The sequence below is a fragment of the Acidovorax sp. FG42 genome (assembly GCF_057809195.1).
On the sequence record NZ_JBMDJM010000015.1, the window covers coordinates 1 to 15,229 of the forward strand.

Annotated in this window: 16 protein-coding genes and 1 pseudogene; 6 read left to right on the forward strand and 11 right to left on the reverse strand. The window is 59.2% G+C overall.

Going from position 1 to position 15,229, the window contains the following annotated elements; all coding sequences use genetic code 11:
- Window positions 1-165 precede the first annotated feature (165 nt).
- Entirely contained in the window at window positions 166-1,299 is a 1,134-nt protein-coding gene (locus tag ACODSM_RS15685; RefSeq protein WP_488805937.1) for a YagK/YfjJ domain-containing protein, read from the forward strand.
- 79 nt (window positions 1,300-1,378) lie between these two features.
- Here ACODSM_RS15685 and ACODSM_RS15690 read toward each other — a convergent pair whose 3' ends face one another.
- The 4 genes from ACODSM_RS15690 to ACODSM_RS15705 form a co-directional block, all read right to left on the reverse strand.
- Entirely contained in the window at window positions 1,379-2,137 is a 759-nt protein-coding gene (locus ACODSM_RS15690; protein ID WP_488805939.1) for a DNA/RNA non-specific endonuclease, read from the reverse strand.
- Window positions 2,138-2,459: 322 nt separating this feature from the next.
- On the reverse strand, window positions 2,460-2,753 hold the full coding sequence (locus ACODSM_RS15695) for a DUF4148 domain-containing protein (RefSeq protein WP_488805941.1): 294 nt from the start codon (window positions 2,751-2,753) through the stop codon (window positions 2,460-2,462).
- Between the two features lie 236 nt (window positions 2,754-2,989).
- On the reverse strand, window positions 2,990-3,370 hold the full coding sequence (locus ACODSM_RS15700; RefSeq protein WP_488805943.1) for a DUF72 domain-containing protein: 381 nt from the start codon (window positions 3,368-3,370) through the stop codon (window positions 2,990-2,992).
- 685 nt (window positions 3,371-4,055) lie between these two features.
- Window positions 4,056-5,018 carry an IS5 family transposase gene (locus ACODSM_RS15705; RefSeq protein ID WP_488805945.1) on the reverse strand — a complete coding sequence of 321 codons (963 nt, stop codon included), beginning with the start codon at window positions 5,016-5,018 and terminating at the stop codon, window positions 4,056-4,058.
- A 491-nt stretch (window positions 5,019-5,509) separates the two neighbouring features.
- Here ACODSM_RS15705 and ACODSM_RS15710 point away from each other — a divergent pair, with 491 nt between their 5' ends.
- The 3 genes from ACODSM_RS15710 to ACODSM_RS15720 are packed head-to-tail and all read left to right on the forward strand — an operon-like array spanning window position 5,510 to window position 6,516.
- Window positions 5,510-5,647 (forward strand): hypothetical protein, encoded by a 138-nt coding sequence (locus ACODSM_RS15710; protein ID WP_156391310.1) that lies wholly within the window; start codon window positions 5,510-5,512, stop codon window positions 5,645-5,647.
- A 20-nt stretch (window positions 5,648-5,667) separates the two neighbouring features.
- Entirely contained in the window at window positions 5,668-5,991 is a 324-nt protein-coding gene (locus ACODSM_RS15715; RefSeq protein WP_015012964.1) for a heavy-metal-associated domain-containing protein, read from the forward strand.
- Between the two features lie 18 nt (window positions 5,992-6,009).
- The gene (locus ACODSM_RS15720; protein ID WP_488805947.1) at window positions 6,010-6,516 is read left to right on the forward strand and encodes a hypothetical protein; all 507 of its coding nucleotides are present in this window, start codon (window positions 6,010-6,012) and stop codon (window positions 6,514-6,516) included.
- Window positions 6,517-6,910: 394 nt separating this feature from the next.
- Here the strand turns inward: ACODSM_RS15720 and ACODSM_RS15725 are convergent.
- Window positions 6,911-8,011 (reverse strand): annotated as a pseudogene (locus tag ACODSM_RS15725) (efflux RND transporter permease subunit); the annotation flags it as partial.
- Here ACODSM_RS15725 and ACODSM_RS15730 point away from each other — a divergent pair.
- Window positions 7,935-8,273 (forward strand): copper-binding protein, encoded by a 339-nt coding sequence (locus ACODSM_RS15730; RefSeq protein WP_488805949.1) that lies wholly within the window; start codon window positions 7,935-7,937, stop codon window positions 8,271-8,273. The pseudogene ACODSM_RS15725 and the gene ACODSM_RS15730 sit on opposite strands and share 77 nt — an antisense overlap.
- Before the next feature lie 74 nt (window positions 8,274-8,347).
- The gene (locus ACODSM_RS15735; protein WP_488805951.1) at window positions 8,348-8,641 is read left to right on the forward strand and encodes a hypothetical protein; all 294 of its coding nucleotides are present in this window, start codon (window positions 8,348-8,350) and stop codon (window positions 8,639-8,641) included.
- A 595-nt stretch (window positions 8,642-9,236) separates the two neighbouring features.
- On the opposite strand, the gene arsH is transcribed toward ACODSM_RS15735, so the two are convergent.
- The 6 genes from arsH to ACODSM_RS15765 form a co-directional block, all read right to left on the reverse strand.
- Entirely contained in the window at window positions 9,237-9,950 is a 714-nt protein-coding gene (gene arsH, locus ACODSM_RS15740; protein ID WP_055396770.1) for an arsenical resistance protein ArsH, read from the reverse strand.
- On the reverse strand, window positions 9,925-10,971 hold the full coding sequence (gene arsB, locus ACODSM_RS15745) for an ACR3 family arsenite efflux transporter (protein WP_197506379.1): 1,047 nt from the start codon (window positions 10,969-10,971) through the stop codon (window positions 9,925-9,927). Before arsB ends, arsH begins: the two co-directional genes overlap by 26 nt.
- 8 nt (window positions 10,972-10,979) lie before the next feature.
- The gene (locus ACODSM_RS15750) at window positions 10,980-11,486 is read right to left on the reverse strand and encodes an arsenate reductase ArsC (RefSeq protein WP_063459417.1); all 507 of its coding nucleotides are present in this window, start codon (window positions 11,484-11,486) and stop codon (window positions 10,980-10,982) included.
- Between the two features lie 89 nt (window positions 11,487-11,575).
- Complete coding sequence (locus ACODSM_RS15755) at window positions 11,576-11,899, reverse strand: ArsR/SmtB family transcription factor (RefSeq protein WP_063459325.1); 324 nt, start codon at window positions 11,897-11,899, stop codon at window positions 11,576-11,578.
- A gap of 224 nt (window positions 11,900-12,123) precedes the next feature.
- On the reverse strand, window positions 12,124-12,558 hold the full coding sequence (locus ACODSM_RS15760; protein ID WP_024815622.1) for a MarR family winged helix-turn-helix transcriptional regulator: 435 nt from the start codon (window positions 12,556-12,558) through the stop codon (window positions 12,124-12,126).
- Between the two features lie 142 nt (window positions 12,559-12,700).
- On the reverse strand, window positions 12,701-15,040 hold the full coding sequence (locus ACODSM_RS15765) for a heavy metal translocating P-type ATPase (RefSeq protein ID WP_488805955.1): 2,340 nt from the start codon (window positions 15,038-15,040) through the stop codon (window positions 12,701-12,703).
- Window positions 15,041-15,229: the final 189 nt, after the last annotated feature.

The following is a 15,229-nucleotide window of genomic DNA, read 5'->3' on the forward strand; positions in this document are numbered from 1 at the left end:
CCCCCCCCCCCCCAGCACTTGTTGGATCAGTTGCGCGATGCAGCTGAAGCAGGATGCAAGTGGCAAAGGTTTTTTTCTCCAAAGTGCTGTTGAGTTATTGTGTTTCTCAGGGAGTTTTCGTTATTTGATGCTCAGATTGGAGCTTTTGAATAGGGAGTGTATGTTATGTCTTTCAATGAGAGTGTTGGGTGTGATGAATTAATTGAAAAGAATGGGTTGATTGTTAACACGTTGAGCCTTAGAGACGGATTGGAATTGGAGTCAGTAAGTGCACTCCAGTCCTCGATATCGTCGAATATCTTTGTCAACGATGTGCAATGTAATTGGCGAGTAGATGAGCATTTATCATCATCAGCAGCAGAGACTGATATTCAGTGGATTGCTTCACTACACGAAGCCGCAGTGAAGTGCAAAAGCAATAAGCGCAAGCTTATGGTTGGAAATAGGCTAGGTGCTCTTGGAGAACGGACTGCCTCTGGCTTCGCAAGCCTGCTAGTCGGTCAGACGTGGCAGGGTGCTCATGACCGCCTCGCGAAGGTTCGCCAGCCTTACCTGCAGTGGGTCGCTAGGGCGTTCGAACGCCTGCGTCCCCACGTTGATCCTTCTGTGCTGATCGACGAACAACAAGCCATTCCTCTTGCCCGACGCTTGATTGTGGAAATGGTTGATCTGGCAGATAACAAAACGATACTTGCTCGTCTCGATACAGTGCGCCGGGAGCACCAGCGAAAGCGCTCTGCGTTGGTTAGGCGTCTCGTTGCTTTCAAGCGAGCCTTCCCGAAACTGATGGTCCTACGCCTGGACTTTGGCTACGGAAAGGAGCACTCGCCGATCTCCACAGATCGCATCATTAGCGACTGGGAGGTGCTCAAGGCCTTCATCAGCACGAACTTTCCCAGCAATCTGGGCCATGTCGTCAAGCTCGAATACGGGCTGCAGAAGGGTGCCCACATGCACGTGCTGCTGCTGTTCAATGGCGCAATGGTGCGTCAGGATGTCACCATTGCCAAGCTGATCGGAGAGCATTGGTCCAAAGTGGTCACTGGCGGCATGGGTGTGTACTTCAATTGCAATGCTGCGCCCTACAAGAACAGGTTCAGTTACTGCGGCGTGGGGGTGTTCAACAAGTTAGATGAGGCAACGGTGGCTGGATTTCAGGCGGTGGCCGATTACATCACCAAGCCTGATCCGTTGGTGACCTTGATGATGCCCCGTGAGAAGCGGTTTTACCGCGCGCATCTGGCATTGCCAGAGCGCAAGCGTCGTCCCTGCTCTAAAAGTACGGCTCTGGCAGCTTAGGTAGAGCGAAATAGGAAGGGGCGCAAAGCCCCTTCGTCTGAACACCGGATAGTGGCTACGCAAATTGACCGGGCTCGGCTCAATGCTGCAGTGCACTTCTTGGCAAAAACTCCACGCCCGTGCGTTTCACCAGCTCCTGGTAGCTGATCGGCCTATCCACCGTCTCCCCCTCTCGGTTCTCTTGCCAATGCGCCCATGCCCTTTGGATGGTGGCGTCATAGACCAGCTTGTACAGATAGGTCGGCACCTTCACCCCATTGGAGCCAATGCGCGGCCCCGCATCCGTGAACACCGGCCCAGTGATCACAAACACATCCCCTTTGGCCCGCTTCACGTAGTGCCGCGTGTCCTGCTCGATCTTGTTCCAGGCGCCCCCGTTGTGTTGGGTATTCTGGGGGACCATGTTCGCCAGACTGAAACTCTGGGCCATGGAAGTGGGTGTGGCCATATCCCCCGCCGGCGCCATGTGGCCTCGGGAGTAACCTGAGTTTTTGTAATCCTCCAGCTCCGCACGCTCCCCACTGGGCAGCCGCGCATCCGCGAAGAACCGTTTGGCCCGTTTCTCATTGGCCCCTTCCAGCATCTGGCGATTCAGCCTCTGGGCTACGAACACCGGAGTCTTGGTCGTCCCGGAGTGAAGCACTGCAAAGGCCTCATAACAAAGCTCCCTCAGCTGCGGCCTGGGTGTGATGGCCGGTGGTATGCCATTCGCAAAGAACTGCGGGCACTGCGCAAAGGAGGTGGGCTCGGGCGTGAGCAGGGCCGCACTGTCGAACTGCGGAAACCGCGCCCAGGAAAGATTCGGTAGAGCAACGCCGGCCAGAGACAGGGCCAGCACAGCCGCCAGGCGCACACGGCCTGGCCAAGAGAACAAACTATTCACAGAAGGAGCATTCGGGTCGAACAAAACGGAGCCCGATTGGAGCACCGATCACCTCTCGCTTTGGGCCCGAATGCTCGGAAACCGCAGGGTTTTACAGCTGCTTGCAGGTGGGCTGCCCACAAACAGAAAAGGCTCCCAGTGGGAGCCCGATCTGCCTGCCCGCCCCTGCGGCTCAGTTAACACTCCCCATGGCAGCAGCACCCGCAAATGCAAAGTGCCACCACCATGGGAAGTCCCGCAACTGCTTCAAACCAATCTCAGCAGTTGGTCTGCCAAATTACATGGCGCTGAATTCACCCGAAGGGATCTGGCCGGTGCGCACAGCTTCAGCAGCCTGGGCACGCACGGCAGCGCGGTCAGCGGTGGACTTGTAGGTCACCACACGCGAACCAGCAGGCTCGATGCTGCGTGTTTGAGCCACGGTAGCGGCTTCGGCAGCCACTTCAGCGCGGGTGCGGTTCGTGTCGAACTTCAGGGCAAATTGCGAGCCATCGGCTTCGTCAGCATGGGCACTAAAGGCGGCGAAAGCGGCAACAGCGGCGACGGAGAGGAAGCGAGCGGTCTTGTTCATGATGAAAATCCTTGGAAGTTAAAAAGCGTCTCAAAAAAGCCGGGTCAAAAACCATTCCTGAACCGGGTTCGGTGAGTCGCCTTGCGGGTTCGGCTCATCGATGGGATGAACTGTACGCCGATGGTGTTCAGAGAAAAACCACCCAGTCGCGAACTAACTGTTCCAGTATTGAAAACAATCTCTCGGCACCTTCCTACGCCGAATCTCCGCGCCTTCGCGTCTCATCTAGCACGCCTTCAACTCGCTTTCAAGGCCTCCAAAAACTCCCGTGCATTGAGCTGGCTCTTGTCCTCCATGCAGTTGTTGAACACCGCATGCGGATACCGCACTGACCGCGCAATCGGGCTGTACCGCTGGGCCAGAGTCTGCAACTCTGCGGAGGTGTACGCATAGTCAAACCGCTCGGCCGCTGACTTGGCTGGCATCCCGTACGCCACCTCATTGCGCCCATGGGGCCTGAGCAATGGATGCGCTGGATGGGTGGACTGTGAAGCACTCGGGGGAGGTGCTGTATGCGGGACCGGGCCTGTGGTGTTGGTGGAGCCGCCTGCGCCGTTTTGAGCGTTGTGTCGAAGGAACCCGTAGGGCGTACCTGTGGTCAGCAGTTGGGGGCGCATTCGGCTACAGCACGTTTCTTTAAGACGGCTACGAATACAGTTTCGTGTTGGACGCAATGCTTTCTGACTATCAACGGGGTGGCTAATTTGCTCCGCATCAGTTTGCGGACAACGGACCTGCTTGTTAATCGTCCAGGTCTCGAAGTCGACCTTCCATGAATGATGAGCACCGAATCGTTACCTGCGTTGTAGGCGCATTCCAGAGCAGCAAGAGTTTTTTCGTGAACATCTTGCATTAGGTCTTCATAAGGTCGTTCTCTTGGACCAAGATGTCTCTCCCTTGACTTTAGATGTAGGTCCAACTCCAACTGATTTTTGGTGCGATACAGAGTCCAGTCCCCGGTTCCCTGGATGAACATGGAGCTTGTCGTACGAGGCATGTTTCCAAAGTCCTTTATCAATCGTTTTAGTATTCAGGGTGCAATTTAGTTCAGTGCAGCGAGCTACCTTGACAGGCCCGGTCACGATGTGCCGGGAGCTGTTTGTCTCAAGAGCGGTAGGCATGAAGTATCCGGCGAGTTCTAGGGAAACTCTTCACGAATCGCTCCTGACTGTGCCCTGGCGATGCCTGAAGTAAAACGGGACTGACTCTGAGCAATTGCGGGCGTGCAGTGCTCTTGGTGGGCACTGCGCGAGGGCAATCGTCCGACTTCTTGGGGCTCTACGCCCCCTGCACGCGCACCTGTCACAGGCCCGCCATCAGCTTGTGCCTTGCCATCCACAGGTTTGCCAGTGCAAACAGCGTCACGATCTGCGCTGTGTTCTTCTTGAGCCCACGGTAGCGCACCTTCACATATCCAAACTGTTGCTTGAGCACTCGGAAGGGATGCTCCACCTTGGCCCGGATGCTGGCCTTGATGCGCTCGAGCTGATCGATCAGCGCGTCCACGGGCTTGTCCTTATCCAAAGCGCGACGCAGTCCCGGGCGCATGGCCACATGCCAGCGTACGTGCTTGTTGGCGTCGGGCCGCTTGTCCACCCCTTGGTAGCCTGCATCACCAAAGGCGTCTGTCTCCTGCCCGTGCAGCAGACTGTTGGCTTCAATCACATCACCGACGTTGCCGCTGGTGCCTCGCACCGTATGTACCAAGCCCGAATCCGCGTCCACCCCAATGTGGGCCTTCATGCCAAAGTACCACTGATTGCCCTTCTTGCTTTGGTGCATCTCGGGGTCGCGCTCGCCGCTTTGGTTTTTGGTGGAGCTGGGCGCGGCAATGAGCGTGGCATCCACCACGGTGCCAGCTTTGAGTTGCAAGCCTTTGGCTTGCAGCAGGGCATTAACCGTGGCCAGAATCTGTTCGGCCAGCTTGTGGCGCTCCAGCAGATGGCGAAGGCGCAGGATGCTTGACTCGCTGGGGATGTGCTCATCCCAATGGGACAGGCCGGCAAAGTCACGAAAGGCGGGCACGTCGTGCAGCGCTTCTTCCATCGCTGGATCGCTGAGCTTGAACCACTGCGGCATGAAGTGGATGCGCAGCAGGGTCTGCACTGCAAAGGGCTGCTGCCCTCTGCGCCCGCTCTCAGGAGCGTAGGGCGCTATCAACGCCACTAGTTCAGCCCAAGGAACTACCAGCTCCATGGCGTCCAGAAATTCGCGCTTGCGGGTGCGCTTGACTGTGTTGCTCAGGCCCAGGCTGCTTTGCTTCATGGCCCTATTGTCTCGGCTCCAAGCCTTCGTAAGCACATCACGCAGGGATTCGTGCAGACCGTCCCTAGCAAGAAGGCTGGAGTGCTCCCCACCCATACAGTGATACCACAAGAGCCGTAGGGCCAGGCGATAACAAAGTCAGGGTGAAGTATCGGGATAGGGTGCCGCACTTCGCGGCGGTGCCGTATGGGGCCAGGGCCGCGGCGATGGAGGTTCGGATGCGCCGTTTTGAATTGCACGCGACGGGAGCGTCTGGGGCGAGTTAATTTTGGCTGGTGAGCTGCTTTGCAGCGGTTGCCGTCGCTCGTCCTGCCGCTATGGAAGTCCGCTGACGATCTCTCATCGGTCGTTCGGAGTAGTGGGCCATATTTTTGGATGGAGATAGAGAACACCAATCTATTAGCTCCTCACATGGCTTGCGCTTTCAAGCCAGCTTAAGCAGGTCCGCGAGGTCCATAGGCGGCTCGATAAAACGTTAAGAGCCTCTTAGCATGCAACTCGCCAAGCATGATCGCATCGGCATAGCCTTACATGCCTTGGCGACTGCCGCTCTCGATCTTGACGCCCGGTTGATTTTTGCGAATGGGCTTGACCTTCTCGTCGTGACAAGGTTCATAGTCAAAACATGAATCAACTGAAGGAGGCTCACATGGTCCGTTTCAATGTTCCTGACATGACGTGCGGTGGTTGCGCCCAGCGCATTCGTCGAGCAATAGCTCAGGCCCCAATGCCGGCGGGTGTCGAAGTAGAAATCGATGTGGCCGCGCGGCAGGTCCGCGTTCCTGGGCAAGCCGAAGACGACACTGTGGAGCTTGTTCGCTCCGCAATTGAGCGTGCCGGATACAAAGCAGACGCCGTGGTGGGGACTTCATCGGGCCGAACAACCGGTGGCTGCTGCTGTGCGTCTCGGTCCACAACCTCTGTTGATGTGAATCAAGGCGCTGCGAACCGTACGTCGTCATGCTGCAATTGAACCTACAAGGAGACCATCATGCGTCTGAATATCGTCGCTGGGCTGTTGACAACCCTTTTCGTGGCGGGATGTGCCATCGCGCAATCTCCAAAACCTACGGACGAACACGCAGGCCACCACCCCGGTGATGCGCAGAGCGGTGGCGTAGCCACCCAGTCTGCCCCGACAGCTACTACCCCGCCAGCACCGGACGCCTTTGATCGTCAGATGAAGGCGATGCAGGAATTGCACAAAAAAATGCAGGCGGCCAAGACTCCCGCCGAACGTTCTGCTCTGATGGACGAGCACATGAAGCTCATGCAGTCCGGCATGGCCATGATGGGTGCTGGTAATTCTGGTGGCATGGGTATGGGGATGATGCAGCAAGGGGCGCAGGCCAAACCTGCCGCACCTGCAGCCTCTGGAAACTCGGGCATGGGAGGCGGCATGATGGGCATGCACGCTCAAATGGAGCGCCGCATGGCCATGATGGAACAGATGATGCAAATGATGGTGGACCGCCAAGCGGTCATGCCATCCAAATAGCCCCCCCGCGAGCGTCCTGAGGGGCGCTCGCCACAAAATCTCATTGAGATTCTGTAAACCACCTTCCTGAATCGACCAGCGCAAGGCGTGTTTCCCCTGAGCCCGTTACTGCCGCCCGCAAGCACTACGCATTTCAGAAGTGGGGATGTGGTCGGCTCCTTTGCATCCATGCTTGATCGATAGCTCAATTGGGTGCCATTGATGGCGGCGACGGTGTTCTTATCGGGTCTTCAGTTTTCAGCGATAGCGACAGGGGGGGCGCCGCTGACCTGGTAGCGCCGCTTTGATCGGCACCCAGGCCATGGAGCCAGTCCGATTGAAGCTGCATTGCCTGACGTCGCCACGCAGCCTCTCGATCAGCAAACTCGACGCCCCTAAGCCTGCCTCACGAAGCCTAAGTGTCCAGCTGGTCGCGTTTTCTCGGCTTTCTCATCAGCACATAGGCTGCAGGAATCACGAACAAAGAAAGCAGCGGTGCGGTCACCATACCGCCCAGCATGGGAGCCGCGATGCGGCTCATGACCTCCGAGCCTGTCCCGCTGCTCCACACGATGGGTACCAGGCCCGCCAGGATGACGGCTACGGTCATGGCCTTGGGGCGCACGCGCAGCACTGCACCTTCCCGGATCGCGTCCAGCAGCTCTTCCAGCGTGGGCTGCCTGCCGTCTGGACATCTCTCTGCGAGTGCGTGCTTGAGGTAGATGAGCATGACCACCCCGAACTCTGCCGCGACCCCCGCCAGAGCGATGAAGCCCACACCGGTGGCGATGGACAGGTTGTAGTTCATCAGGTACAGGAACCAGATGCCCCCAGTGAGCGCGAATGGCAGCGTCGCCATGATCAGTCCCGCCTCGCCCATGCGCGAGAAGGTCAAGTACAACAGCACGAAGATGATCAGCAAGGTGGCAGGCACCACGACTTTCAGGCGGGCATTGGCCCGCTCCAGGTACTCGAACTGACCTGAGTACGTGATGCTGACCCCGGGCTCCAGCTTGATCTGGCGGCCCACCGCATCGCGCAGGTCATTGGCCACCGATGCCAGATCGCGCCCCCGCACATCGACATACACCCAGCCCGATGGGCGGGCGTTCTCGCTCTTGAGCATGGGGGGGCCATCGGTGATGGAGATGCTGGCCACCGTGCCCAGCGTGATCTGCTGCCCCATGGGCGTGGAGATGGGCAACTGGGCCAGGCGTTCCGGGGAGTCGCGCCACTCACGCGGATAGCGCAGGTTGATCGGGAAGCGGGCCAAGCCCTCGACCGTTTCAGACACGTTTTCACCACCGATGGCCCCGGAGACCACGGCCTGGATTTCGGACACGTTCAGCCCGTAGCGCCCTGCGGCCGTGCGGTCGATGCGGACATCGACGTAGCGCCCCCCCGTCAGGCGCTCTGCCAACGACGAAGTCACTCCCGGAATGCCCTTGGCGACCTGCTCGACTTGGGCAGCGATCCCGTCGATCACCTTCAGGTCGTTGCCGGTCACGGCACAGGCCACGGGCGACGCTGGCAAGCCAGCTGCCATGGCTGCGGCCTCTATGACTGATGGAGAGGTACGAAAGATCGACAAGGACGCGGGGAAAATCACCATCAAGCATGGCGACATCAAGCATCTAGACATGCCGGGGATGACCATGGTGTTCCCAGCCAAAGACAAGGCCCTGCTCGACAAGACGCAAGTTGGCGACAAGATCCGCTTCATGGTGATCAACGAGGGTGGAAAGATGGTCGTCACTGCCATCGAACCTGCCAAGTAGGGATAGAAGTGTTTGACGGCGCCCCCAAGAATGGGTGCGCTTTCGCTCATACCTCAACCCACCAAGGAAAAATCATGAAAACGCTCCTTATTGCCCTCGCCATCACAGCAGCATCGTCCGCATTCGCCGCTGGCGACACCCAGGAAGCCACGCCCTATACCAACTCCAAGGCGCAAGCGCATGGCGAAGACCACAAGAAAGCCCGTCCTGCAACCGGTGTGAAGCAGATCAAGGATGGCGGTACAGCGCGAGGTGAAGGCTCTGGCCTTGCGGACACCAGCAAGGCCGAAGCCCGTGGTCAGGAAAAGGCCAATGCGCGTGAAGCCATGCCGCACAAGGAAGCCACTCCGGGCTCCACGCCTAAGTAATGCAAACAGGTGGGCCACAAGCGTGGCCCGCCCAAGTACGGGCTGGCCGCAATCGTGGTGCAAGGTGATGGCTCTGCAAGCCACCTCACGGCCTAGTTCAATGCCCGCTCCGATGCACGTGTACGCCACGCATCCATGTCATGAGATCCAAATGACTGGTTGTCGGCTTGTTGGTTACCCCAGAGTGAGCGGGGGCGGCCTTGGCACCGCGACGCTTCGGTTTGACAAAGCTAGCACTGTGATTGGGGGCCGAGGGACTGTCTGCGGCGAGGTTTTCCAGAATCGCGCAATGGGCATGTTCGTCACCTGCGCACACAGAAACCAACTGCTCTAACGCCGATTTCATCTCGACAATTTCCCGTAGCTTCCGCCAAATGGCGCTCGGCTATCGCTTTTAACTGCCGACGGCGTGTGTCACCCCATTGCATTGGCCGATCCACTCCTTGATCTGGGGCCTGGAGTGTTAAGGTTGTTCGATTTGCCGATACCGTCTGGGTCAGGAAAACGCTGCCCAGCAATATCAAGCAAATGACAAGGATTCTTCGCACGGAGGAGCTGTACTCCAGCTGCCTGCCGGCGCCCTGAGCACTGCCAGTCAAATGCTGCGCTGATTCACCCGCTTTGACAGCGCGTCTGCACTCTCGCGTCGCTCACTATACCGATCCACCAGATAGTCTGCACTATCGCGGGTCAGCAGCGTGAACTTCACCAGCTCTTCCATTACATCCACCACACGCTCGTAGTAGCTTGATGGCTTCATGCGGCCACTTTCGTCGAACTCCAAAAAGGCTTTTGCGACCGACGACTGGTTGGGGATGGTGATCATGCGCATCCACCGACCCAGTACCCGCATCTGATTGACGGCATTGAACGACTGCGAGCCACCCGAGACTTCCATCACCGCCAGGGTCTTGCCCTGGGTCGGCCGCACGGCCCCCACGGACAGAGGTATCCAGTCGATCTGCATCTTCAGGATGCCGGTCATCGCGCCATGGCGCTCCGGTGAGGTCCAGACCATGCCCTCCGCCCATTGGGCCAGCTCTCGCAACTCCACCACCTTCGGATGGCTGTCGGGCTCTGCGTCCGGCAGTGGCAGCCCTCGCGGATCGTAGATGCGGGTTTCAGCACCGAGGGCGCGCAGCAGTCGCGCAGCCTCTTCGGTCAGCAATCGGCTATAGGAGCGCTCTCTCACAGAGCCGTAGAGCAGCAGGATGCGGGGTGCATGGGTAGAACGCTGTGCGGGCACCAGTCGCTCAAGATCGGCCTGCTCGAAGAGCGTGGCATCAACGTTGGGAAGATCCGGATTCATACCAGTCCTTTGAAGAGTTCACGACCTTGACCACCAGCAGCATGACCGGCACCTCGATGAGCACCCCCACCACCGTGGCCAGGGCCGCACCCGAATGAAAACCGAACAGGCTGATGGCTGTCGCCACGGCCAGCTCGAAGAAGTTGGAAGCACCGATCAATGCTGATGGGCAGGCAATGGCATGCTTTTCTCCCGCTGCGCGATTGAGCCAATACGCCAGTGCCGAGTTGAAGAACACCTGGATCAGGATGGGTACGGCCAGCAATGCGATGACCAGGGGCTGCTGCAGGATGGCCTCGCCCTGGAACGCGAACAGCAGCACCAGGGTGAGCAGTAGCGCAGCAATGGACCAGGGACCAATGCGATGCAGCGCAGCGTCGAACACGGCTTGACCTCGGGCCAGCAGTGCCCGGCGCAACCATTGGGCCAGCACAACGGGAATCAAGATGTACAGGACGACAGAGGTGAGCAACGTGTCCCACGGCACCGTGATTGCCGACAGGCCCAGCAGGAAAGCCACGAGCGGCGCGAACGCGACGATCATGATGCTGTCGTTCAGCGCGACCTGGGACAGCGTGAACAGCGGGTCGCCCCCCGTGAGACGGCTCCACACGAACACCATGGCGGTGCACGGGGCGGCGGCCAGCAGGATCAAGCCAGCGATGTAGCTGTCGATCTGGTCAGCTGGCAGGTATGGGGCAAACCACTGACGTATGAACAGCCAGCCCAGAAAAGCCATGGAGAATGGCTTGACCAGCCAGTTCACGAATAAGGTGACCCCGATGCCGCGCATGTGGTTGCGCACTTCGCCCAGGGCGGCGAAGTCCACCTTGAGCAGCATCGGAATGATCATCACCCAGATGAGCAGGCCCACCGGAATGTTCACGCGGGCGACTTCCCACGCACCAATCGCGCGTGCTGTTCCAGGAAACACCTGGCCCAACCCGATCCCCACCACGATGCACAGCACCACCCACACGGTGAGGTAGCGCTCGAACACGCTCATGCTGGATTTCTGCATCCCGTTTCTCAGTTTGTGACCAGTTGGCGAGCGGTGGTCTGAAGCACCGCCTTGGCCAGCTTGTCTTCGGGAAGGCTAACCAGCAGTTCGAGCCGACGCTTCATGGCGTGCAGCGTCTGGCGGAAGGCTTCAAGTTGCTGCTCGTCCGTGCCGTCGCCCTCGCTGGGGTCTGCATAGCCCCAGTGCGCTGTGGCGGGGTGGCCTAGCCAGATGGGGCAGACCTCGCCCGCCGCGTTGTCGCACACCGTGATGATCAGGTCCATCTGGGGCGCGTCGGGCGTGGCGAACTCATCCCAGCTCTTGCTGCGCAGGCCTTCGGTGGAAATGCCTGCTTTTTGCAGCACCTGCAGTCCGAGGGGGTTGGGCTGCTGGTTGTCGCGTGGGCTGCTCCCAGCGGAGTAGGCCTTGAACCGACCGGCACCCATGTCATTGAGCAGCGCTTCGGCCAGGATGCTGCGCGCCGAGTTGTGTGTGCAAAGAAAGAGAACTTTCAAGGGTTGTGGGGTTGCGCTCATGGTGAACTCCAGGGTCAATGGTGGTGAGATAGGTGAATCTGGGCTGAGCGCACAGGCGCTTGGGGCATGGATTGCCCTACAGGGAACCCTCAGCAGTTGCAGGAGGCGGCCTCTTCAGTGAGGCATAGCGCACCCTGGCAACAGTTTTCTGTCAGGTAGGCCAGCAGACCGTTCATGGTCTGGTACGAGGCGCGATACACCAGGTTGCGCCCGTGGCGCTCCTGGCTCACCAGGCCAGCATGGGCCAACTCTTTGAGGTGAAACGACAGGGTGTTGGAGGCTACTCCCAGCTGCTCGGAGATTGCGCCAGGGGTGAGACCATCCTTGCCTGCCACGACGAGTGCGCGGAAGACACGGAGGCGTACCTCTTGAGCAAGCGCTGCAAGCGAGCGGACAACTTCAGGCTCATTCATTTCTCAATAATACACCAATTATTGAAATATAAGCCGGCTAAATCCACTCCTATTTGCATGGCGAGTGGCGGCTCGGGAAATGCGATTCGCCCCAATGGCCGTGATGAGTGGCACGCTCCAAAATCACACACCCTGGCTCGACCATCGAGGTACGCAGTCCAAAAGGCGCCAGCATCGGTCAGGGGTGGCGGCTTGCATCCGAAATCCTTGATTGAAGGAATCAGTCAGTAGACTGATTGGTCTTCTCTCAGGGCCGTCAACAACAACAGAAGGGATTTCTCGACTGCGGCACGATCCCGCTCACTCAGGCAGGCAAGCAATTGCACTGCGTGGTCATCCAGGGCAGCATTCCAATGATTGACTGACTGAAACCCTTCGTCGGTGAGCGTGACCAACCATTTCCGGGAATCGGCGGGATTGGGCTCCTTGACGACCAGACCACGGGTCGCCAGTGCGTCAACAGAACGCGACACCCAACTTTTTTCGCGTCCAACCCGCCTGCCCAGTTCAGTCATCGCAAGCGTCCCGGAGCGCTCCAGTTCGGCGAGCAGATTGCATTGGCTGTTCATCTTGCTGTTGCGTTCCACTGACCTACTTTGCGATTGTGTGAACAAACGGGCGACCTCCCGCAACAGACTTCCCGAAATGGCCGTTGTCATTTTGGTGCGTATTGCAGTGGATAGTATGAAGTCTTGGTTTTTTTGTGTGGCCAACGCTTCCGCTCAAGAGCCAAGGCGGTCGGCTCATAGCGCCGAAACTAGCTCGTGGAAGTGAGCATGTTCAGCCAACTATGCGGTCTGGCTACCCTCGTACCCTTCGAAGAAGGCGCAGGCCATTGCCCACCACCAGCAAGCTCGCTCCCATATCCGCGAAGACCGCCATCCACATGGTGGCCGTGCCAACGACCGCCATCACCAGGAAGACGCTCTTGATGCCCAATGCCAAGGTGATGTTCTGCCAGAGAATGGCGTGGGTGCGCTTGGATAGACGCACCGTCTCGGCGACGCGCTGCAGGTCATCGTTCATGATGACCACATCGGCTGCTTCCATGGCCGTGTCGGTTCCCGCCGCACCCATGGCAAAACCGATGTCGGCCTGCGCCAGCGCCGGCGCATCGTTGATGCCGTCGCCGGTCATGCCGGTGGCGCCATAGCGCTTTTGCATTTCCTTGATGGCGTCGAGTTTGGCTTCGGGCAGCAGATCTCCACGGGCGTCATCAATGCCGGCCTGCGCCGCGATGGCTTTTGCGGTGGCCGTGTTGTCGCCGGTCAGCATCACCGAGGTCACACCCAGTGCCTTGAGATCGACGATGGCCTGTTTCGATGTCTCACGGATGGTGTCCGCTACCGCGAACAGCGCCAGGACGCCTGAATCGTCAGCCAGGAGGGTTACCGTGCGGCCTTGTTTTTCATGGGTGGCCAGCTCCGCCTCCAGCTCCGGACCGCACAGTCCTAGCTCATGGATCAGTCGGTGATTGCCCAGCATCAAGCGCACACCATTCACCATGCCTTCGACGCCGCGCCCAGGCAAGGCCTTGAAGCTTTCTGCTTCTGGACCCTTTACATCCAAGCCCTGGACAATCGCCTTGGAAACCGGGTGGTCGGAACGAGCCGCCAGGCTGGCAGCCATCTGCTGGACTGCTGCCTCGTCACCGGCACCCCACACCTGCCACTTCACCAGCTTGGGTTTGCCTTCGGTGATGGTGCCGGTCTTGTCCAGCGCCACCGCCTTCAGAAGCCGGGCATCTTCCAAGTAGGTTCCGCCCTTGATCAAGATCCCACGGCGCGCTCCCGCGGCCAATCCGCTGACCACCGTGACCGGCGTGGAAATGACCAGAGCGCATGGGCAGGCGATCACCAGCAGGACCAGGGCCTTGTAGAGCGCCTCCAGCCAGGTAAGTCCCATCAGGAAAGGAGTGAGGACCGCCACCGCCACGGCAATGGCGAAGACTGCGGGGGTGTAGATGGAGGCGAACCGATCCACAAAGCGCTGCGTCGGAGCGCGCGTGCCCTGCGCCTGCTCAACGGCTTGGATGATCCTGGCCAGGGTGGTGTTGCTCGACAAGGCTGTGACCTCGAACTCCAGCTCACCAGTCTCGTTGATCGTGCCGGCGAACACCTGGTCGCCAGGTGCCTTGTCCACGGGGATGCTCTCGCCAGTCACGGGGGCCTGGTTGATGGCGCCATTGCCCTTGGTCACCTTACCGTCCAGCGGCACGCGTTCGCCCGGCTTGATGCGCACGGTCGCTCCGATGGCCACCGAAGCCACCGGTGTAGCGGTCCATGCTCCGTTGGTGCCCAGTACCAAAGCCTCTTCGGGCGCCAGTTCCAGCAAGCCCTTGATAGCGTTTCGGGCCCGGTCCACTGCCTTGGCTTCGATGAGCTCCGCAATCGCGTACAAAGCCATCACCATCGCGGCTTCTGGCCACTGACCAATGAGGAATGCGCCGGTGACGGCCACCGACATCAGCGCATTGATGTTCAGCTTGCCGCGCAGCAGCGCCGCAATGCCTTTTTTGTAGGTGTCGATGCCGGCCAGCCAGATAGCCAGAGCGGCAATCGCCATGCCGGCCACTTTCCAGGCCATCTGGTCGGGAGCAAAGAACGAGAGGACCTCAGCCCCCGTGGCGAACACCAGCGCGGCTACCAGCCGGGAGATGCCGCCTGCAAAACCATGTCCATGGTCGTCGCCTTCGGCTGGTTCGCCCGCCTGTCCGCCCTCGGAGCCATTGGCGCCTGGAACTGGCTGCGGATCGAAGCCCGCTTTGCGGATGGCATCGAGTGCCAACGGGTAGGTGCCTTCCTCTGCATCGATCTTCAGCGTCCGCGCGCCCAGCTGAAAACCCAGAGAACGAATTCCACCCAGAGGTTCCAGAGCACGGCGAATCTCAGCCTCCTCCGCACTGCAATCCATGGTCGCTATGCGAAACAACCGTCCTTGGCTGCCTTGGGATGGTGCTGCGGTAGCGACCGGCCGTGGATCGAAGCCTGCCTTGCGGATTGCATCGAGCGCCAGGGGCAAGGCGTGATCCTCCGCATCGATCTTCAGAGTGCGCGCGCTGAGCTGGAAGCCCAGTGAACGGATACCCTGCACAGGCTCCAAAGCCCGCCGTATCTCAGCCTCTTCGGCACTGCAGTCCATGGTGGCGATCCTGAACAGCTTGGCTTGGTTCGGGTTGCCTGGTGAAGGAACTGAAGTTGGGACATTCGAACAGCCTGAGGAGCAGCAGGTGTCAACAGCGCTGGGAGGTGTGCTTGTTTCTGATTTCATGGTCCAATTGGAAACCTTGAAGTGGCTTTAAAGTCAAGCGGCGAATAAAAAATTCGCAGC